Origin of the sequence: Cryptosporangium sp. NPDC051539 (assembly GCF_044454545.1) — a bacterium.
In the GTDB taxonomy this organism is placed as follows: domain Bacteria; phylum Actinomycetota; class Actinomycetes; order Mycobacteriales; family Cryptosporangiaceae; genus Cryptosporangium.
The window spans coordinates 180,205-199,412 of record NZ_JBITDV010000010.1 but is presented as its reverse complement, the minus strand read 5'-3'; the positions used below and the strand labels follow the sequence as shown (position 1 = coordinate 199,412).

General features: G+C 70.0%; 17 protein-coding genes. 11 read left to right on the top strand and 6 right to left on the bottom strand.

Translation table 11 applies throughout. From position 1 onward, the window contains the following. Nucleotides 1–3: 3 nt before the first annotated feature. A complete protein-coding gene (locus ACIBZJ_RS29335) occupies nucleotides 4–942 on the bottom strand; it encodes a hypothetical protein (protein ID WP_395935217.1) in 939 nt (312 codons plus the stop codon). Between the two features lie 207 nt (nucleotides 943–1,149). Here ACIBZJ_RS29335 and ACIBZJ_RS29330 point away from each other — a divergent pair, with 207 nt between their 5' ends. Then, on the top strand, nucleotides 1,150–1,800 hold the full coding sequence (locus tag ACIBZJ_RS29330) for a hypothetical protein (RefSeq protein WP_395935215.1): 651 nt from the start codon (nucleotides 1,150–1,152) through the stop codon (nucleotides 1,798–1,800). A gap of 642 nt (nucleotides 1,801–2,442) precedes the next feature. Here ACIBZJ_RS29330 and ACIBZJ_RS29325 read toward each other — a convergent pair. After that, nucleotides 2,443–3,330 (bottom strand): DUF72 domain-containing protein, encoded by an 888-nt coding sequence (locus tag ACIBZJ_RS29325; protein ID WP_395935213.1) that lies wholly within the window; start codon nucleotides 3,328–3,330, stop codon nucleotides 2,443–2,445. Nucleotides 3,331–3,365: 35 nt separating this feature from the next. Next, entirely contained in the window at nucleotides 3,366–3,560 is a 195-nt protein-coding gene (locus ACIBZJ_RS29320; protein ID WP_395935211.1) for a DUF1918 domain-containing protein, read from the bottom strand. Nucleotides 3,561–4,015: 455 nt separating this feature from the next. Here ACIBZJ_RS29320 and groES point away from each other — a divergent pair, with 455 nt between their 5' ends. Both groES and groL read left to right on the top strand, forming a co-directional pair. Then, nucleotides 4,016–4,324, top strand: a complete 309-nt coding sequence (groES, locus tag ACIBZJ_RS29315) for a co-chaperone GroES (RefSeq protein WP_395935209.1) — start codon at nucleotides 4,016–4,018, stop codon at nucleotides 4,322–4,324. Between the two features lie 108 nt (nucleotides 4,325–4,432). Next, complete coding sequence (gene groL, locus ACIBZJ_RS29310; protein WP_395935207.1) at nucleotides 4,433–6,073, top strand: chaperonin GroEL; 1,641 nt, start codon at nucleotides 4,433–4,435, stop codon at nucleotides 6,071–6,073. Between the two features lie 139 nt (nucleotides 6,074–6,212). Here the strand turns inward: groL and ACIBZJ_RS29305 are convergent, their stop codons facing one another. Further along, nucleotides 6,213–6,542, bottom strand: a complete 330-nt coding sequence (locus tag ACIBZJ_RS29305) for a WhiB family transcriptional regulator (RefSeq protein WP_395935205.1) — start codon at nucleotides 6,540–6,542, stop codon at nucleotides 6,213–6,215. Between the two features lie 491 nt (nucleotides 6,543–7,033). Between ACIBZJ_RS29305 and shbA the strand changes: the two genes are divergently transcribed. Both shbA and ACIBZJ_RS29295 read left to right on the top strand, forming a co-directional pair. Next, nucleotides 7,034–7,633, top strand: coding sequence for an RNA polymerase sigma factor ShbA (gene shbA / locus ACIBZJ_RS29300; RefSeq protein WP_395935203.1), 600 nt, complete (start codon nucleotides 7,034–7,036; stop codon nucleotides 7,631–7,633). Continuing rightward, the gene (locus tag ACIBZJ_RS29295) at nucleotides 7,630–9,006 is read left to right on the top strand and encodes a hypothetical protein (protein WP_395935201.1); all 1,377 of its coding nucleotides are present in this window, start codon (nucleotides 7,630–7,632) and stop codon (nucleotides 9,004–9,006) included. Before shbA ends, ACIBZJ_RS29295 begins: the two co-directional genes overlap by 4 nt. Nucleotides 9,007–9,041: 35 nt before the next feature. Here the strand turns inward: ACIBZJ_RS29295 and ACIBZJ_RS29290 are convergent, their stop codons facing one another. Further along, on the bottom strand, nucleotides 9,042–9,443 hold the full coding sequence (locus ACIBZJ_RS29290) for a DUF5319 family protein (protein WP_395935199.1): 402 nt from the start codon (nucleotides 9,441–9,443) through the stop codon (nucleotides 9,042–9,044). An 81-nt stretch (nucleotides 9,444–9,524) separates the two neighbouring features. Continuing rightward, nucleotides 9,525–11,012 carry an alpha/beta hydrolase family protein gene (locus ACIBZJ_RS29285; RefSeq protein ID WP_395935197.1) on the bottom strand — a complete coding sequence of 496 codons (1,488 nt, stop codon included), beginning with the start codon at nucleotides 11,010–11,012 and terminating at the stop codon, nucleotides 9,525–9,527. 165 nt (nucleotides 11,013–11,177) lie between these two features. Here ACIBZJ_RS29285 and guaB point away from each other — a divergent pair, with 165 nt between their 5' ends. The 6 genes from guaB to ACIBZJ_RS29255 all read left to right on the top strand — a co-directional run bounded on the left by guaB (nucleotide 11,178) and on the right by ACIBZJ_RS29255 (nucleotide 19,191). Then, a complete protein-coding gene (guaB, locus tag ACIBZJ_RS29280) occupies nucleotides 11,178–12,710 on the top strand; it encodes an IMP dehydrogenase (RefSeq protein WP_395935195.1) in 1,533 nt (510 codons plus the stop codon). A gap of 49 nt (nucleotides 12,711–12,759) precedes the next feature. Next, on the top strand, nucleotides 12,760–13,878 hold the full coding sequence (locus ACIBZJ_RS29275; RefSeq protein WP_395935193.1) for a GuaB3 family IMP dehydrogenase-related protein: 1,119 nt from the start codon (nucleotides 12,760–12,762) through the stop codon (nucleotides 13,876–13,878). Beyond that, nucleotides 13,865–14,479 carry a GNAT family N-acetyltransferase gene (locus ACIBZJ_RS29270; RefSeq protein WP_395935191.1) on the top strand — a complete coding sequence of 205 codons (615 nt, stop codon included), beginning with the start codon at nucleotides 13,865–13,867 and terminating at the stop codon, nucleotides 14,477–14,479. The genes ACIBZJ_RS29275 and ACIBZJ_RS29270 overlap by 14 nt, the downstream gene beginning before the upstream one ends. 15 nt (nucleotides 14,480–14,494) lie before the next feature. Continuing rightward, on the top strand, nucleotides 14,495–16,171 hold the full coding sequence (locus tag ACIBZJ_RS29265) for an FAD-dependent oxidoreductase (RefSeq protein ID WP_395935189.1): 1,677 nt from the start codon (nucleotides 14,495–14,497) through the stop codon (nucleotides 16,169–16,171). Nucleotides 16,172–16,245: 74 nt separating this feature from the next. Then, nucleotides 16,246–17,811, top strand: a complete 1,566-nt coding sequence (guaA, locus tag ACIBZJ_RS29260; RefSeq protein ID WP_395935187.1) for a glutamine-hydrolyzing GMP synthase — start codon at nucleotides 16,246–16,248, stop codon at nucleotides 17,809–17,811. Nucleotides 17,812–18,279: 468 nt separating this feature from the next. After that, nucleotides 18,280–19,191, top strand: coding sequence for a CDP-alcohol phosphatidyltransferase family protein (locus ACIBZJ_RS29255; RefSeq protein ID WP_395935185.1), 912 nt, complete (start codon nucleotides 18,280–18,282; stop codon nucleotides 19,189–19,191). Nucleotides 19,192–19,208 lie beyond the last annotated feature (17 nt).

Here is a 19,208-nt window from a genome sequence, read left to right as displayed (position 1 = left end):
GGGCTACTGGTAGCTGACGTATTCGGGGGGAGGGGAGAAGGCGAGTACCTCGGCGGGCTGGTAGCGGGCCACGTCCTCGTCGTAGAAGAGCTTGTAGCCGAGGTGGAACTGCTCGGGACGCCGGACCGCGGCGTAGGTGGCGTCTTTCTGCTCGCGGTTGCCGAAGCCGTCGACGTGCTGCACCATCGCCAGCCCCGCGCGAGGCACGATCCGCTCGACGTCGGGCAGCATCCGGCGGCGGAACTGGTGCAGCACGAACAGCTTCTGTGGCAGGTTCTCGGCGCGGACGATGTCGGCCACGTACGCGGACGCCTTGTTGACCTCGGCCGCTGACACCTGCCCGACCACCGTGCCCGGCACCTGGTCGTACCCGACGCGCCACTCCGGGTCGAGCGCGATCCCGACGTTGGGGTGTTCCAGCGCCCACCGGTACGGCCGGATCGCGTCCGGGAAGCTCAGCCGGCCGGGCTGGACGTCGAGCACGACGAGCGCTTTGGCCCGCTCGGCGGCCTCGAGGTACCGGCGGACCACCGACGGCTTGATGCTGTGGCTGTAGATGCCGTGGGGCCCGGGTTGCCGGTCGGCGACCCGGACGATCAGCTCGAACGCGATCTGGACCGGACGCTCGGGGGTGGCGAAGGGCGCGGCGGCCGCGCGCAGGCGGGGGACGATCGCGTCCGGGGGAGCCTCCCCGAGGACACCGAGAGTGCCGCCGCCGGTGCTGCCGTAGTACGCGATCACCCGGTAGCCCGGGAAGATCGTCCGCCCGCCGAGAGGCAACTCGGTCGGCCCGCTCGGCGACGGAGACGGAGACAGCGAGGGTTCCACGGCTTGCGGCGTGGAACCCGCACCCCCGTGGGTCGGCGCGGACCCGCACGCGGCCAGCACGACGACGGCCGCGATCGCGATGGCTCGGCGAAACGCACTGATCCTCCGGTTCATGCCGTTCAGCTAACCGGACTTCCGGCAAATGATCACGGATTGCCAGCAAGAACGGCTTTCGGAGCGTCGCGAGCCGGTTTGAGGGCCTTTCTGGCAATCGCGAGATCGTTACGAGAGTGTCGGCAAGGGGACGTTTACTGGCGATTTGCTCCGCGTCGCGAAACTCTGCCCCGGTCGTCGGAGGGACCGGCGAGATTGGAGCGTCCTATGAGGATCGGGAAGCGATTGGTCGCGGCGGTGATGCTTGCGAGTGCGGTCGCGGGAGTCGCACTCACGGCGGCGCCGGCGCAGGCCGCCGTGAAGCCGAACACGAACAACACCAAGATCGACTTCGGCCGGATGAAGTCCGTGCCCTGGTCGACCGTGACGTTGCCGGACGGCACCGCCTGTCCGGGCGGTCACATCGAGGAGATGACCGGGCCCAAGGACGGCGAGTGGGGCGCGGCCGTCCACGACGGTCTCTTCTACCAGGTGAACGAGGGTGCGATCGCCGACGTGACCGGTGACGGCTACCCCGACCAGCTGGTCCGCTACAGCTGCACGGTGCTGAACACGAACATCGGCTTCCACTTCTTCTACCTGTACAGCTTCTACAAGACTCCCTACGGGCCGGAGCTGCGCCCGATCCACCGGCGCTTCATCACGTCCAGCTACGCGGACGAGACCGGAGCCGGGAAGTGGACGACGGCGTTCGTCAGCGTCACCGACGGTGCGGTGGACGTGGGGCACACGCTGGACACCCAGCCGGGCGTCCTCGTGCGGCGAACCTTCACCCCGACCGAGACGCCGATCGGTATGGTCGCCGACCGTCCCCTGCCCGACTACCCGCAGGCCGACACGGCGCCGCCGACCGAGTGACTCCGGTGCGGTGCGCGCTCGGTGCGAGCCCGCACCGCACCACCTCACCCTCGACCGTGGCCACGTCCTGGGCCAAGACGGAGGAGCGAGCACGTCGAGCGCGGCACACGAAAGCGCCTACTTCGCCCGGCCGGCCCGCCGCCCGGCCCGTAAGCACCGACGCGGCTGCGGTGGCCGCCTTGCTGCAGACCCGGGCTTCTCGTGTGGGTCGGCTGCGGCGCAGCCGCGTACATCGATGCCGCGGAGCAACCGTCCGCGCGGACGTCGTCCTCACGATCCTCGGCGTCGGCGACGCACCCGCTTGGCGCTCGGTCGCGCTGGTCGACCGACGCCGGTGAGGCAAGCGCGCCGAGTCGGCTCGCCGCGCGCACTACCGCCGACTCGCGCCGCGATCCGCCCGAGCAAGGCGAACATTTCAGAGTCGATCGCCCAACGACAATCGCTGATACGCCTCCCGGGCTCGACCGGATGCGGCGGACGCGCCGTACCGATCGAGCATCTGCCGGGAGCGCCACCCACCCCGCGGCATGCTGATCGGTCCGCGTCCCCGATCGCCGAGCCCGTCCCGCGTCCCCGGTCGACCCGTCAGCGTCGAGCGCCGGCTCCCGTGGGGTGCGCTGTGCGACGGCCACCAACCCCCGACTAGGGCTTGTCTTCCGAGCTCAGGAGGTCTACGAGCTGGGCGGCATTGCGCTGTGCGTAGTCCGAATAGCAGTTGTTCATCAGCACGTGCGTCTCCTTGGCCCCCAACCCCCGAATCCGGGGCGCCCACTCCTCCATCTCCTTCTCCGAGTACAGGTATCCGAACTTCTCGTGGATGTCCTTGCTGGTCCACTTCTCGCTGTGTCCGTGGAACCGCACGACTGCCAGCTCGGCCGTCGCCACCACGATCGGCGGCACCGAGCTCGCGTGCCCCTGCGGCATGTCGACGACGACGTACGGCACCTGGTAGTCCGTCAGGAACCCGAGCGTCGTCTCCGCGTTCTCCGCCGACAGCCACGTCTTGTTGCGGAATTCCACGCAGATCCGGTCCGCGCCGCACCGCTCCTTCACCGCCAGGATGTACTCCCGGTTGCGCCGCCCGATCGGGAACCACTGGGGGAACTGGAAGAGCAGCGCGCCGAGCTTGCCGGCGTCGCGGAGCGGCTGCAGGGCCGCGAGGAACCGTTCCCAGACCTCGTCCACGACGGCGTCGTCCAGATCGCGGAGGTAGACGTTCTTCTTCTCCGAGGACGGGCCCAACGACTCCCGGAGGTCCTTGTAGAGCGCGCCGGGTCGGGTCGGGTGCTGCGTGAGCAGCGAGAACGCCTTGATGTTGAACGTGAAACCATCCGGCGTCCGTGAGGCCCACAGCGCAGCCGTGTTCTCGGCCGGGGGCGAGTAGTAGGTCGAGTCGACCTCGACGATGTCGAACTGCGACGCGTAGTACCCGAGCCGCTCAGCGGCCGACTCCGCGCCGTCGGGGTACCACCCGGACGCGATCAGTGTCCGGTCGGTCCAGGAGGCGGTGCCGACCCGAATACGTCCCATGCCTGGCCGGTGCCCAGCGGCACCACCGCGAAAACTCAGCGACGAGCGGCGGTGTGCTCGATGACCGCGTCGGGCCCCGGGAAGATCAGGCCCTGGTGACCGTCGTTGAACGCCACGAGGTACGGGGGCTGTCCCTGGTTGCCCCGCACTTCCAGGACCTCACCCCAGAGGTCAGGCGACCCGGTCGTGTATCCGTGTACGTGTACCCGGTCGCCGATGTGAGCCTGCATCGTCCTGCTCCTCCATTGGGGGCCCTGGCTGGTGCCGCCGCTACGACCAACTCTTCCCCGCCGCCCCACTGTCAGGAAGAGTAACCGTGTCAACTGTTCGTGAATTCTGCGGCCCACGTCACACGGGGAACCTAACGCGTGTACTGAAAGTAATCAACTGATCGCTCCGGGCTACTATACGACACGTGCCTGGCCAGTCAGATGAGAAAGATCGAGAAAGATCGGGAGAACCGCGTGACTCATCACCGGTCCGAGCGCGCACATCCGGAACGTTGCCGAGTCGCTGGCACTCGGCTTGACGGAGTGCCAACAACTGCTAGGGTTCGTTTAGCACTCGACCTTCGAGTGTGCCAACTCGTGCACGAGGGCGTCTTGATCCCCGCGACGGCGAGCCGCTCCGTGAAGCACCGGTGGATTGCAACGGTTTGCACCCCACGAAGGGGGAGGACAAAGACGTGACGACCGCTACCAAGGTCACCATCCGTCCGCTCGAGGACCGCATCTTGGTCCAGGCGAACGAGGCCGAGACGACGACCGCTTCCGGCATCGTCATCCCGGACACCGCCAAGGAAAAGCCCCAGGAGGGCACCGTACTGGCGGTCGGCCCCGGCCGTGTCGACGACAAGGGCACCCGGGTTCCGGTGGACGTGAAGGTCGGCGACACCGTCATCTACTCGAAGTACGGCGGCACCGAGGTCAAGTACGCCGGCGAGGAGTACCTGCTGCTTTCGGCCCGCGACGTTCTCGCGGTCGTCGAGAAGTAAGCCTTGTCTTGACGCGTTCGCCCCGGCGACGGCGGCCGGAACCCCGGCCGCACGTCGCCGGGGCGAACGCGTTTCTTGCCGGTATCTAGATAGGGATTGCCCAAAAAGATGGCGAAGATACTCAGCTTCTCCGACGACGCCCGAAAGGGACTCGAGCGCGGTGTCGACGCGCTCGCGGACGTCGTCAAGATCACGCTCGGCCCCAAGGGCCGCAACGTGGTCCTCGACAAGAAGTTCGGCAGCCCGACGATCACCAACGATGGTGTCACCATCGCGCGTGAGGTCGAGCTGACCGACCCGTACGAGAACCTCGGCGCTCAGCTCGCCAAGGAGGTCGCCACCAAGACGAACGACGTCGCCGGTGACGGCACGACCACCGCGACCGTGCTGGCGCAGGCGCTGGTCCGTGAGGGCCTTCGCAACGTCGCCGCCGGCGCGAACCCGATCGCGGTTCGCCGGGGCATCCAGGCCGCCGTCGACGCCGTGAACGCCGCGCTGCTGGAGAAGGCCATCCCGGTCGAGTCCAAGCAGTCGATCGCGCACGTCGCGACGATCTCGGCCCAGGACGCCACGATCGGCAACCTGATCGCCGAGGCCATGGACGTCGTGGGCAGCGACGGTGTCATCACCGTCGAGGAGTCCTCGGCGATGGAGACCGAGCTCGAGGTCACCGAAGGTCTGCAGATCGACAAGGGCTACATCTCGCCCTACTTCGCGACCGACACCGAGAGCCTCGAGGCGGTTCTCGAGGATGCCCGCATCCTCGTGACCACCGAGAAGATCTCGTCGATCACCGACCTGCTCCCGCTGCTGGAGAAGGTCGTCGAGGCGAAGAAGCCGCTGCTGATCATCGCCGAGGACGTCGACGGCGAGGCGCTGTCCACGCTGGTCGTCAACTCGATCCGCAAGACCTTCACGGTCGTCGCGGTCAAGGCGCCCGGCTTCGGAGACCGTCGCAAGGCCATGCTGGGCGACATCGCCGAGCTCACCGGCGCGCAGGTCATCGCCCCGGAGATCGGCCTCAAGCTCGACCAGGTCGGCGTCGACGTGCTGGGCACCGCTCGCCGGGTGACCGTCACCAAGGACAACACCACGATCGTCGACGGTGGCGGCTCGGCCGAGGGTCTGGCCGGTCGGATCTCGCAGATCAAGAACGAGATCGAGGCGTCCGACTCCGACTGGGACCGCGAGAAGCTCCAGGAGCGCCTCGCGAAGCTCTCCGGCGGCGTCAGCGTGATCCGTGTGGGCGCGGCCACCGAGGTCGAGCTCAAGGAGAAGAAGCACCGCATCGAGGACGCGATCTCGGCGACCAAGGCGGCCGTGGAAGAGGGCATCGTCGCCGGTGGCGGCACCGCTCTGGTGCACGCCGGCCCGGCGCTCGACGGCAACCTCGGGCTGACCGGCGACGAGGCGACCGGTGTGGCGATCGTCCGTGCGGCGCTCTCCTACCCGCTGCGCAACATCGCCGAGAACGCCGGCCTCGAGGGCGGCGTCGTGGTCAGCAAGGTCTCCGAGATGCCGGTCGGCTCGGGCCTGAACGCGGCCACCGGCGAGTACGGCGACCTGGTCGCCCAGGGCGTCGTCGACCCGGTGAAGGTGACGCGCAACGCGCTCGCCAACGCCGCGTCGATCGCCGGTCTGCTCCTCACGACCGAAAGCCTGGTCGTCGAGAAGCCGGCTGAGGAGGAGTCCGCCGGCCACTCCCACGGTGGTCACGGTCACAGCCACAGCCACGGCCCGGGCTTCTGACCCGTTGCACGTCCAAGGCCGGTGGGGCTCGCCCCACCGGCCTTTTTACTGCGATTTCACGCCGCCCGGCGAACCACCGCAGGCCGGGCGAAGGGCCGGTTGCCGCGCCGGCCGCCCCGAGTGGTGCCCACGCCGAGCCTCAGATCGCGCGCACGATCTCCGCGGGCTGGGCCGGAGGGCAGATCGCGTCGCCCCGGCCGGTGCCGAGGAGCTGGTTGCGCTCGGCCTCGGACAGGCCGCCCCACACCCCGTACGGCTCGCGCACGGAGAGTGCGTGCGCACGGCACGGCTCCACTACCGGGCAGGCCGCGCAGATCGCTTTGGCCGCGTTCTCGCGTCGGGCCCGCGACGGGCCTCGTTCGTTGTCGGGGTGAAAGAACAGCGCGCTGTCGAGACCGCGGCAAGAGCCCTCGAGCTGCCAGTCCCAGACGTCGGTGTTGGTGCCGGGCAGGCGCCGGACGTCGGCCATGGGTCCTCCTGGTGAAACTGCCGGTGCGACGCTCCAGCTAATTCCCCTGGTAGGAGGCGGGAAACGCGTCCGGACGAGATATTGCATCGATCTTGCGTCGAAGAGCGAGTCAAACGCAGGAGGTTGCGTCGTTTCGAGGATGTGATCCTTGACCGGACGGTGGATTGGCCGGGCGCTCATTCCGGGGTGAAATACCGTCCTGGGCAGTTTCTGGACCGTCCGAAGTGTCATGTCGACATTACTCAGTGTCGCCGAAGCTGCCACCCGCTACGCTCCGCGACCGTCCGGTCAACAGAGCCTCGGCGGCCCGACGAAGTAGTTGAGAATTTGATCTATCCCCCTCTGACCTGCGGATTGACCTTGCGATCCGGGCCAGGCGCTCTCATCCGTCCGGGGGATGGGTTTGGGCCGTGCGGACAGGTGCCGCCCGCGGGCTTCGCTGGCAGGCTACGGTCAGGAACCGTGGCCTGCAGTACGCCGACAGGGCGACGATGACCGGGGCAGCTCCGTCCGGAGGAGGCGTCGAACGCGAGTTGGACGTGCTGGCAGCCCGGGCGGCGCAGTCCGATGCGGCAGCCACCGCCGAACTGCTCCGGCAGGTGCAGCCCATGGTGGTGCGCTATTGCCGCGCCCGGCTGGGCCGAGCCGGTGGCGGTACCTACACGACGGCTGACGACGTAGCGCAGGAGGTGTGTCTCGCGGTGTTGCACGCACTGCCTCGCTATCGCGACCAGGGGCGCCCCTTCACGGCGTTCCTCTTCCGCATCGCCGCGAACAAGGTGACCGACGCGCACCGCGTCGCCGCCCGCGAACTCGGCGTTCCGGTGCAGACGGTCCCCGACACCATCGCTCCCGGTGGTGGCCCGGAGGGGTTCGCGATCGACGCCGACTCGTCCCGCCGCATGCGCGACCTGCTCGACACGCTCCCGCCGGCCCACCGTGACGTCCTGCTGCTGCGTATCGCGGTGGGGCTGTCCGCGGAAGAGACCGGCCAGGCGCTCGGCATGAGTCCCGGTTCGGTCCGGGTCACCCAGCACCGGGCGCTGAATCGGCTCCGCCGGACGCTCGATCCGGTCCGGGAGACGGCATGAGCGCACACGGCGTTCCCGACCGCCACGGGTTGGTTGACCCGTTCGACGACGAAGCCGACCCTGCTGTGGATGCGATCCTGCGCGACAACGCCCTGCTGGACGCCCTGGGCCGGGGCGAGCTCCCGGCCACCTACCGGGCCGACGTGACGGCCCGCCTGCTCACCGGCTGGCGTGACGACGTCGACCGGGGCCTGCCGCCGCTGTCCGTTCCGGATAGCCGGTCGCCGGTCCTGCTGACGACCGCGGACGACGCGACCGAGTTCCTGGCCCGGTACACCGACGAGGCCGCGACCGACATGCTGCCGCGCGTCGACGGCTACCGCGAGCCCGGCGGATACCACGAGCACCGCGGTTACCACGACCGCAACGGCTACCACGGCTCGCACGACGTCGACGTCGACGGCTTCGGTGAGGCCACGACGCCGCTCCCGTTGTTCCGCGAGCCCGACCGCATCGACGAAGCGGCGCGATCGGCGTTTGTTGCCGCCGGTTACGCCCGTCCCTCGGCCGAGCTGCGCAGCACCGACCACCTGCGGGCCGGTGACGAGCCGACCGAGCAGTTCGCGAAGCCCGAGAGCCCGGTCGCGACGTTCGACGGGCCGGGCGGCGACGGCGACGACACCGGCGGGACGCATCGCAACGGCCGACGCCCGCGTCGCCGGAAGTACGACCGGGTGGTGGTGGCCGTCGCCGCGACCGCAGCGATCCTCGCCGCCGGTTCGGCCGGCAGCGTCGCGGCCGCCGCGACCGCCCACCCCGGCGACACGTTGTGGCCGATCAGCCGCGTCGTCTACGCCGATCGGGCCAAGTCGATCGTCGCCAGCGAGGAAGCGCACGCGTCGCTGCGGAAAGCGCGCGAGGCGATGCAGCGGGGCGACACCGACGCGGCCCGCCGGTACGTCGCCGAGGCCAAGGACAAGCTCGATCACCACGTCCGCGACGGCTCGGACGAGGCCGACGCACTCGCCGCCGACCTCCACGAGACGACCACGTCGATGCCGGGCATCGATCCGGACGGCACGATCACCGACTCACCGAGCACCGCCGGCACCGACAACCCGAGCACGAATGCGTCAACCCGGTCGCGGTGGCAGCGCCATCAGCGCGGCGGCCGGAACGGCTCGCAGTCGGCGTCACCGTCGGCCGCGCCGACGCCGAGCCCGGCTCCGAACCCGTCCCAGTCGCAAGGGCAGACCCAGCAGCCGCCGCCGGCCACCACGGATCCGACGCCGCCGAGCGAGCCGACCGACCCGAGCGGTCCGGCGACCGAGAGCCCGGGGACGACCGCACCGGAGTCGCCCGACACCGGGCAGGCGAACCCGGATCCGGGCCAGCAGACCGGCGCCGAGGCACCGGCCGCGGCGACCGGGTAGCTCCCCACCGCCGCCACCCGAGGCCGGGCGAGTCGCTAGGCCTCGCTGTCGTCCGCGTCGTCGACCGCGTCTTGCATCCCGTCGGCGTACCCGCGGGCATACTCCCAGGTCACGTACTCACTGGGGTCGGGGTCGAACGCGGGCTCGTGCACGCGGGTGCGCCCTGCGACGAGCAGGTGGCGGAGGTTCGCCCGGAGCAGATCCCAGGCGAAGTAATGCGGTACCCGGCAGTCTTCGCAGTCGACGACCAGCCCGCGGATGTCGCGGGCGGTCAGCAGCGCCTCGTAGACGTCGAGGTCGGCCAGGTCGTCGAGAACGTCCTGCCGCTCCTCCGCGGTGAGTGGCTGCACACCACCACGACCCGGCCCGTCGTCGTCGAGGGCTGACGTCGGGTCGGTCGGATCACCCGCGAACGGGTCTAGCGGTTCGTCCTGCACGGTCCCACCGTAGCCGCACGTGCTTCGCCGCGCCTTCCCCCTTGACACGACGCTGGGAGGGGTTTTCGATCGGCCGACACCTCAGATAACGCTGTGTGCTGGCGCCGTTACCGGATAGCTCACGTCGGCGCGGAGCGTCACGGCCCCGGTGGCCCGCTGCGGGAAGTACAGCCGCGAGCCGCCGGTGATCTCCAGCGTCAGAGAGGCGGCGTTCCAGGCCAGTGCGCCGAGCGGCACCGACAGCGTGTGCGTGCGCCCGTCGAGGACGATCGGCAGCGCGGTCGCGAAGTTCCCGGCGATCAGGTTCCGGCCGGTATCGACGACCTGCGCGTAGAGCGACGTCCGCGGCGTGTCGCCGGTCGCCCGGTAGGTCAGTTTCAGGGTGGGCGGGCCGACGACCTGTCGTCCGGTCGCGGCCGGCCCGGCGATCCGGACCGCGTTCACCGCCGGTGCCGCCGCGACGTCGGTGCCGGAGGTGTCGGCCGGGCTGAACGCGAGCGTCCCGGAGCCGGTCTTCCGGATCTGATGCGTCCCGCCGAGCGGATAGGACCGGGCTCCGCGCCAGACGCCGGCGTCGTCCACGTACTCGAAACCCGGGCCGGTCGCCGTGCCTCGCCGGCGCTTGAGCCAGCGGTCGAACCAGGCCACGGTCAGCGCCTCGACGTGACCCGCGGCCCCGGCCGGTGTGTTGCACACGCCGTGCCCGCCGCAGAACCACACCATCTTCACCGGCGTGCCCGACGTCCGGAGTGCGTTGTAGTTGGCGATGCCCTCCCGCAGCGGGAAGAGCGTGTCGACGGTGCCCTGCACGATCATCGTGGGGACGCGGACCCGGCTGATCAGCCGGCCGGCCGGGCCGTGGTCTCGCCACCAGGCCTCCAGTGCGGGGGACGGGAGCGCGCCGGTGGAAGCCAGTGCGCAGGTGTCCTTGACCTGCTGGGCCAGCCGGTTGGTGCCGGCGGAGCCGGCGAGGCAGAGCAGGTTGCCCCAGCCGGTCTTCGCGGTCCGGTTCGGATACATGCTGTTGACCAGCGAGTTCCAGGCGATCGTGGGCACGATCGCGTCGATGCGGCGGTCGAGGCCGGCGGTCACGAACTGGATGCCGCCGCCGTAACTGCCGCCCGCCATCCCGACGCGGGGGTCGTTCGCGCCGTCCCGCTGGGCTTCTGGCTGCTCGGCGAGCCAGCTGACCAGGGTCTGCATGTCCCGGCCCTCGTACTTGTAGTAGTCCACCGAGGCCGCTCCGCCGGACTTCCCGAAGCCGCGCGGATCCCAGGTGACGACGTTGTACCCGGCGTTGTTCAGCCCGGCGACCGTGGGTGAGGCCGGGTTGGTCTCGCCCGCCGAACCCCAGCCCGGTCCGAAGAGCACCGACGGCGCTCTCTTCCCCGCGGTCAGTCCGGTCGCCGGAAACAGATGGACGACGATCGGGGTCCCGTCGAACGAGGTGACGGTCACCGTGCGGATGCTCGGGGCGGGCGCCGCCGCAGAGGCGGGCGCGGAGAAGCCGAGCGCGAGACCGACGGCGAGAAGTGCTCCGACCACGCGGCGTACCGGAACGAGGGTCACGGACGTGAGGTCTACCACTCGGTGAGTTCGGTGTACGGCGTTGTCCCGAACCGGTGTGAGCAGCACCGATTCAGCTTGTCTCGGTAGTTTTCGCAGGTCTCATCCGCCCCATCCGTAGCCCGGGCGGGGACTCCGAGTGATAGTTGCTGACGGCTACGATGAGGCATGCTGCCTCAGGTCGACCCCGCTGTATTCGCCGCACCGGACTCACTCGCTGAGTTGTTCGCCCCGACTGCGCTGACGTTCGACGACGTGCTGTTGTTGCCGGGCGAATCCGACATGATGCCCAGCGAGGTCGACACCACGGCCAGGTTGACCCGGGAGATCTCGGTCCGGATCCCGCTGCTCTCCAGCGCGATGGACACCGTGACCGAGGCCCGGATGGCGGTCGCGATGGCTCGCCAGGGTGGCGTCGGCGTGCTGCACCGCAACCTCTCGATCGACGACCAGACGGCCGAGGTCGACAAGGTCAAGCGGTCGGAGTCCGGTATGGTCTCCAACCCGGTGACCTGCTCGCCGGACGACACGCTCGCCGACGTCGACCGGGCCTGTGGCCGGTACCGCATCTCCGGCCTGCCGGTCGTCGATTCCGACGGGGTGCTGGTCGGCATCGTCACCAACCGCGACATGCGCTTCGAGACCGACTCGTCCCGGCGCGTCCGCGACGTCATGACGCCGATGCCGCTGATCACCGCGCCGGTGGGCGTCGACCCCGACGAGGCGCTGCGGCTGCTGCGCGCCAACAAGGTCGAGAAGCTGCCGCTGGTCGACGTCGAAAATCGCCTCTGCGGGCTGATCACCCACAAGGACTTCGTCAAGAAAGACCAGTTCCCGCTGTCCACGAAGGACGCGGACGGCCGGCTCGTGGTGGCCGCGGCGGTCGGCGTCGGCGAGGACGCGTACAAGCGGGCCCGGTCGCTGGTGGACGCGGGCTGCGACATCATCGTCGTCGACACCGCGCACGGGCACAACAGCGCCGTCGCCGAGATGATCCGGCGGGTCAAGGCCGACACGGCGGCCCAGGTCATCGGCGGCAACGTCGCCACCAAAGAGGGCGCCCAGGCGCTCATCGACGCGGGCGCCGACGCGATCAAGGTCGGCGTCGGGCCGGGCTCGATCTGCACCACCCGGGTGGTGGCCGGGGTGGGCGTCCCGCAGGTGACCGCGATCTTCGAGGCGGCGCGGGCGGGCCGGGCCGCCGGTGTCCCGGTGATCGGCGACGGTGGTCTGCAGTATTCCGGAGACATCGCGAAGGCGCTGGTGGCCGGGGCCGACACGGTGATGCTCGGTTCGCTGCTGGCCGGGGTCGAAGAGAGCCCGGGCGAGCTGCAGTTCATCAACGGCAAGCAGTTCAAGACGTACCGGGGCATGGGGTCGCTCGGCGCGATGCAGAGCCGCGGTCGTCAGCAGTCGTTCTCCAAGGACCGGTACTTCCAGGACGACGTCGCCTCGGACGAGAAGCTGGTGCCCGAGGGCATCGAGGGCCAGGTGCCCTACCGGGGCCTGCTCGCCGCGGTGGCGCACCAGCTGGTCGGTGGTCTGCGGCAGTCGATGTTCTACGTGGGCGCGCGCACGGTGCCAGACCTGCAGCAGCGTGGCCGGTTCGTCCGGATCACCGCGGCCGGTCTGAAAGAGAGCCACCCCCACGACATCCAGATGACGGTCGAGGCGCCCAACTACGCCAGCCGGAAGGCGTGAAATAGGGTGATGCCTTCGGTCCGGTGGGGTTAAGGGGCTCGCTTTGAACATGTCCGTGGAGATCGGGATGGGCAAGAACGCCCGCCGCGCCTACCACTTGGACGAGGTCGCGATCGTGCCGTCACGACGGACGCGTGACGTCAACGACACGTCGCTGGCCTGGCAGATCGATGCGTTCCGCTTCGATCTGCCGCTGGTGGCGAGCCCGTCCGACGCGACGATGAGCCCCCAGACCGCGATCGAGGTGGGCCGGCTGGGCGGCCTCGGCGTCCTGAACGCCGAGGGGCTCTGGACCCGGTACGACGACCCGACCAAGATCCTGGAGGAGCTGGCCTCGCTCCCGGACGCGTCCCGCCGGACCCGGCGTCTGCAGGAGGCGTACGCGGAGCCGATCAAGCACGAGTTGATCAGCGAGCGCATCCGCGTCATGCGCGACGGCGGCGTCACGACCGCGATCCGCATCTCGCCCCAGCACACGCTCGAACTCGCGCTCGAGGCGATCGCGGCCGGCGTCGACCTGCTGGTGATCCAAGGTGCTGTGGTCTCGGCCGAGCACGTGACGACGTCCGGGCCGACGCTGAACCTCAAGCAGTTCATCGCCGACCTCGACGTGCCGGTGATCGTCGGTGGCTGCGCGAACTACCAGACCGCGCTGCACCTGATGCGCACCGGCGCGGCCGGCGTCGTCGTCGGCACCGGCGCCGACCGGTGGGCGACCGAAGACGCCGTCCTGGGGGTGCGGGTGCCGATGGCCACCGCGATCTCCGACGCGGCCGCCGCCCGCCGCGACTACCTGGACGAGACCGGCGGCCGGTACGTGCACGTGATCGCCGACGGCGAGCTTCAGACGTCCGGCGACATCGCGCGGGCGATCGCCTGCGGCGCCGACGCGGTGATGCTCGGCCAGCCGCTCTCGGTGGCCGCCGAGGCGCCCGCCGCTGGTGCGTGGTGGCACCCGATGGCGTCGCACCCGAAGCTACCCCGCGGCAGCTACGTCCCCTCGCCGTCGGAGTGGCCGCTCGGAAGCCTGTCGACGGTCGTCGAGGGCCCGGCCGACGACCCGAACGGGTCGCTGAACCTGTTCGGCGGCCTCCGCCGCGCGATGGCGAAGACCGGCTACTCGGACGTGAAGGCCTTCCAGAAGGTCGACCTGGTTGTCACGCGCTGAGATCCGTCCCTACGGGGACGCCGATCTGGACGCCGTGCGGGACGTCTGCGTGCGTACGGCGCACGTGGGTGAAGACGCCCGGCCGTTCTACCCGGACCCGTCGATCTTCCCGACGGCCTTCTCCGACCCGTACGTGGCGTTCGAGCCCGAACTCGCGTTCGTCCTCGACGACGGGGAGCGGGCCGTCGGGTACGTCGTCGGTACCGCCGACACCCCGGCGTTCGTCCGGCGCTTCCGGGGGGAGTGGTTGCCGTCGGTGGCCGCACGGTGGCCGCTGACCGCCGGCGACACTCCGACGGATGCGATCGTGCGCCTGCTGCACGATCCCGAGCGGATGTTGCTGCCCGAATTGACGCCGTACCCCGCCCATCTGCACGTCGATCTGCTTCCGGAGGTCCAGGGGCGGGGGTTCGGGCGTGCGCTGATCGGGCGTTTCTTCGGTGCTCTGGCGGCCCAGGGCGTCCCGGCGGTGCATCTGGGCATGGTGCCCGCCAACGTGAAGGCCCGGGCGTTCTACGACCGTCTGGGGTTCCACGAGATCGCTGTATCGGATCAGCCGACGACTTATCTCGGCCAGAAGATTGACTCCGCCATTCGCTGATGTCACGGTTCGACGATGGATCACTTCGACGTCGTGGTCATCGGATCGGGATTCGGTGGCAGCGTCAGCGCGCTGCGGCTGACCGAGAAGGGCTATCGGGTCGCGGTTCTCGAGGCCGGTCGGCGGTTCGCCGACGAGGAGCTGCCGCGGTCGTCGTGGGACGTGCGGCGCTACCTCTGGGCGCCGTGGCTGGGCTGCTACGGGATCCAGCGGATCACGCTGTTGAGGGACGTGCTGATCCTGGCCGGTGCCGGAGTCGGCGGGGGCTCGCTGGTGTACGCGAACACGCTCTACGAGCCGCCGCAGGCGTTCTACGACGATCCGCAGTGGCGGCACATCGCCGACTGGAAGGCCGAGCTCGCGCCGCACTTCGACCAGGCCGCGCGGATGCTCGGCGTCCGGTCGTATCCGCGGACGACCCCGGCCGACCGGGTGATGCGGACGGTGGCCGCGTCGATGGGGGTGGAGGACACGTTCCGCCCGACGCCGGTCGGAGTCTTTCTGGGAACGCCCGGCGTCGCGGTGCCGGACCCGTACTTCGGGGGAGCGGGACCCGGCCGGGTCGGGTGCACGCACTGCGGCGAGTGCATGACCGGGTGCCGGCACAACGCGAAGAACACGTTGGTCAAGAACTACCTGTACCTGGCCGAGGCCAACGGTGCGGTGGTCTTCGAGCGGACGACCGCGGTGGCGATCAGGCCGGTCGACGACGGGTACTCCGTCGACACGGTGGCGACCGGACGGGGAAGACGCCGGCGCACGTTCACGGCTTCGCAGGTCGTGCTGGCGGCGGGCGCGCTGGGGACCCAACGGTTGCTGCATTCCTGCCGGGACGAGGGCCACCTTCCCGACCTGTCGCCGCGCCTCGGCGTGCTCGCCCGGACGAACTCCGAGGCGTTGCTGGGCGCGAACCGTCTGCGGGTCGAGGAGGGGGAGAACTTCGCCGACGGCGTCGCGATCACGTCGTCGTTCCATCCGGACGCCCAGACGCACATCGAGCCGGTGCGGTACGGGCGCGGCAGCAACTTCATGGGGATGCTGACCACCGTGCTCCCGCCGCCAGGGAAGCCGCGGTGGGTGGGGTGGCTCGGCGCGATGGCGCGGAACGCCGGGAAGGCTCGCCACATCCTGTGGCTGCGCCGCTGGTCGGAGCGGACGATCATCCTGCTCGTGATGCAGTCGGCCGACAACTCGCTGACGACGTACACCAGGCGGACGCTGTTCGGGCGGCGCCGGATGACGACCCGGCAGGGCCACGGGGCCCCGAACCCGACCTACCTGCCGCTGGGGCACGAGGCGACCCGGCGGACGGCCGAACGCATCGGCGGCATGGCGGGCGGAACGCTGGTCGAGGCGTTCGACGTGCCGATGACCGCGCACTTCATCGGGGGCTGTGCGATCGGCGACTCGCGCGAGACCGGGGTGGTCGATCCGTACCACCGCGTCTACGGCTACCCGGGCCTGCACGTGGTGGACGGGGCCGCCCTGAGCGCCAACCTGGGCGTGAACCCGAGCCTGTCGATCACCGCTCAGGCCGAGCGAGCCATGTCCTGCTGGCCCAACCGGGGCGACGTGGATCCCCGCCCGGCCCAGGGCGCTTCGTACCGCGTGGTGGCGCCGGTGCCGCCGAGGCTCCCCGCCGTACCCGCCGACGCCGAAGGCGCCCTGCGCCCCAGCGCCCCGACGCACTGACCTGGAGCCCGCCGGGCTCGCTCTCGGTGGGCCGCCATCGATTAGGGGTAGTTGGGGCTACTACGCTGGGACGTATGAGTTTGCCTTCCCCCGTTCTCGTGGTTGATTTCGGTGCGCAGTACGCGCAGTTGATCGCTCGCCGGATTCGGGAAGCGAAGGTCTACTCAGAGGTCGTTCCGCACACGATGCCGGTCGCCGAGATGCTCGCGCGCAAGCCCGCCGCGATCGTCCTGTCCGGCGGCCCGTCCAGCGTCTACGCCGACGGCGCTCCCGGCGTCGACGCGACGCTGTTCGACGCCCAGGTGCCGGTCTTCGGCATCTGTTACGGCTTCCAGGCCATGGCCCAGGCGCTCGGCGGCACGGTCGCGCACACCGGCAACCGCGAGTACGGCGGCACGAAGCTCACCGTCCTCGATCCGGGCGTCGTCTTCGCCGACCTCCCCACCGAGCAGGACGTCTGGATGAGCCACGGCGACGCCGTGAGCCGCGCCCCCGAGGGCTTCCTGGTCACCGCAGCCACCGCGGGCGCACCGGTCGCCGCGTTCGAGAACACCGCCCGCGGCTTCGCCGGTGTGCAGTTCCACCCCGAGGTGCTGCACACCGCCCAGGGCCAGAAGATGCTCGAGCGGTTCCTCTACGAGGTCGCCGGTATCGCTCCCGACTGGACGATGGGCAACGTCATCGCCGACCAGGTCGACTTGATCAGAAGCCAGGTCGGCACCAAGCAGGTCATCTGCGCCCTGTCCGGCGGTGTCGACTCCGCCGTCGCCGCGGCCCTCGTCCAGAAGGCCGTCGGAGACCAGTTGACCTGCGTATTCGTCGACCACGGGCTGCTGAGGGACGGCGAAGCCGAGCAGGTCGAGAAGGATTACGTCGCCTCGACCGGCGTCCGCCTGAAAGTAGTGAACGCGCAGCAGCAGTTCCTGGACGCGCTCGCGGGGGTGACCGACCCCGAGCAGAAGCGGAAGATCGTCGGCCGGGAGTTCATCCGGACGTTCGAGGCCGCCGAGCGCGAGCTGATCGCGGAGGCGGGCGAGCACGGCGAGACGATCGAGTTCCTGGTCCAGGGCACGCTCTACCCGGACGTGGTCGAGTCCGGGGGCGGCACCGGCACCGCGAACATCAAGAGCCACCACAACGTCGGCGGTCTCCCCGAAGACCTGCAGTTCTCGCTGATCGAGCCGCTGCGGATGCTGTTCAAGGACGAGGTGCGCCAGGTCGGCCTGGAGCTGGGCCTGCCCGAGGCGATCGTCTGGCGGCAGCCGTTCCCCGGCCCCGGGCTGTCGATCCGGATCATCGGCGAGGTCACCGCCGACCGTCTCGCCCTGCTCCGGCAGGCGGACGCGATCGTCCGCGAGGAGATGTCCGCTGCCGGGCTCGACCGGAGCATCTGGCAGTGTCCGGTGGTCCTGCTGGCCGACGTGCGCAGCGTCGGCGTCCAGGGCGACGGGCGTACGTACGGGCACCCGGTCGTGCTGCGTCCGGTCACCAGCGAGGACGCGATGACCGCCGACTGGGCCCGGGTGCCGTTCGACGTGCTGTCGAAGATCTCCACCCGCATCACCAACGAGGTCGCCGAGGTGAACCGGGTGGTGCTCGACGTGACGAGCAAACCGCCGGGCACCATCGAATGGGAGTGATTACCCCTCTTCGGAGGTCCGGATGCCGAATGTGAGCAGTCTCACTCGGGTAGCTCCGGTGGGGTAACGTGGAACGAACCGCACCGCGATGAGCAGGTCCAACGTGCGGAGCCACCGCCTGGTGGCGGGTCCGCGTGGAGGGATCGGACCAGTTTGTGCCCCCGTTCGGGGTGTCTTCCGCTTGGGCGGCGACTCAACGGGGAACTCATACTTCTTGGTCGAACATCTGAACGCCGCGAGACGTATATGCGAATGTACGTCCGCTAGTTCGGGACCCAGGCGTAGGAGACGCTCGAGGTCCATGCAGGAGGCGCGCCGCACCGATCGGCGCGAACCTCAGACCCGGCGCAGGCCCAGGAGGAATTCGGGGTGCAAGCGAGACCATGGCGGCGCAGTTCAGGCCGTCCCCGTCCGGCTGGCCGTCGGTGGAGCCGTGGGCTCCGCCGCGGCGGCACATTCGCCCGTCGCGTGCTGGTCAGGCGGCGCGGCGGCATCGACGCGGGCGGTCCGCCCGGCGCCGACGAGATGCAGCCGGTCGGCCCGTACACCACGCTCACCTGGCCCGATGGGGAGACTCAGCGGATCGGAGACCCGGTGCACACAGTGTCGGTCCGTCGGCGCCGGGGGCGCCCAGCCCTCGAGACCACCGCTGAGCGGCTCGCGGCCGAAGCGCCGCAGCCGGCGCCGCTGCTGACCGGGGAGCCGACGATCGTTCGCCGATGCCAGTTCGCGGTGGTGCAGTCGTGCACGCTGGCGAGCCTGCTGCTGGGCCTGGCGGCGATCTTCGCCGTCCTGCACGGCGAGGTGCGGATCGCCGCGGCCGTGCTGCTCGGCTGCGTCGTCTTCGACGGCGTCGACGGCGCGCTGGCGCGGGCGTTCGGCGTCTCGACGCCGTTCGGCGCGCAGATGGATTCGCTCGCCGACATGTGCTCGTTCGGCATCGCGACACCGGTCGTGGTGTTCGCCTGGCTGGCCGGGCCGAGCCCGACCGTGGTCGCCGGGGTGTCGTGCGGGCTGATCGCGATCTGCGCGGCGATCCGGCTGGCTCGGTTCAACGTCTCGCCGAAGAACGGGCGGTTCTTCTCCGGCGTGCCGACGACGATCGCGGCGGCGATCGCGGTGCTCGCGGTGCTGATACGGCCGGACGCCGGCCGCTGGGCGGCGCCGCTGTTCGTGGCCGCGCTGGCGATCGCGATGGTGAGTTCGTTCCCGTACCTGAAGATCGGGGCGCTGAAGCGGGTGCCGAAGTGGCTGCTGCCGCTGGGCGCCGTTGCGGTGGTCCTCGACCCCACGACGACCCTGGGCCTCCTGGTAGGCGCGTACCTGCTGTCGGGCCCCCTACTCTGGGCCCGCCAGAAACGCGGCATCGCGGCTGTGTGAGCGGCCTGCCGAGGACG

What these genes read in the sequence shown, in the direction of transcription:
- groL (WP_395935207.1), top strand. Translation starts at nt 4,433, where the DNA reads ATGGCGAAGATACTCAGCTTCTCCGACGACGCCCGAAAGGGACTCGAG.
- ACIBZJ_RS29320 (WP_395935211.1), bottom strand. Translation starts at nt 3,560, where the DNA reads ATGCAGGCTCACATCGGCGACCGGGTACACGTACACGGATACACGACC.
- shbA (WP_395935203.1), top strand. Translation starts at nt 7,034, where the DNA reads ATGACCGGGGCAGCTCCGTCCGGAGGAGGCGTCGAACGCGAGTTGGAC.
- ACIBZJ_RS29295 (WP_395935201.1), top strand. Translation starts at nt 7,630, where the DNA reads ATGAGCGCACACGGCGTTCCCGACCGCCACGGGTTGGTTGACCCGTTC.
- ACIBZJ_RS29275 (WP_395935193.1), top strand. Translation starts at nt 12,760, where the DNA reads ATGTCCGTGGAGATCGGGATGGGCAAGAACGCCCGCCGCGCCTACCAC.
- ACIBZJ_RS29325 (WP_395935213.1), bottom strand. Translation starts at nt 3,330, where the DNA reads ATGGGACGTATTCGGGTCGGCACCGCCTCCTGGACCGACCGGACACTG.
- ACIBZJ_RS29305 (WP_395935205.1), bottom strand. Translation starts at nt 6,542, where the DNA reads ATGGCCGACGTCCGGCGCCTGCCCGGCACCAACACCGACGTCTGGGAC.
- ACIBZJ_RS29265 (WP_395935189.1), top strand. Translation starts at nt 14,495, where the DNA reads ATGGATCACTTCGACGTCGTGGTCATCGGATCGGGATTCGGTGGCAGC.
- ACIBZJ_RS29335 (WP_395935217.1), bottom strand. Translation starts at nt 942, where the DNA reads ATGAACCGGAGGATCAGTGCGTTTCGCCGAGCCATCGCGATCGCGGCC.
- guaA (WP_395935187.1), top strand. Translation starts at nt 16,246, where the DNA reads ATGAGTTTGCCTTCCCCCGTTCTCGTGGTTGATTTCGGTGCGCAGTAC.
- ACIBZJ_RS29330 (WP_395935215.1), top strand. Translation starts at nt 1,150, where the DNA reads ATGAGGATCGGGAAGCGATTGGTCGCGGCGGTGATGCTTGCGAGTGCG.
- guaB (WP_395935195.1), top strand. Translation starts at nt 11,178, where the DNA reads ATGCTGCCTCAGGTCGACCCCGCTGTATTCGCCGCACCGGACTCACTC.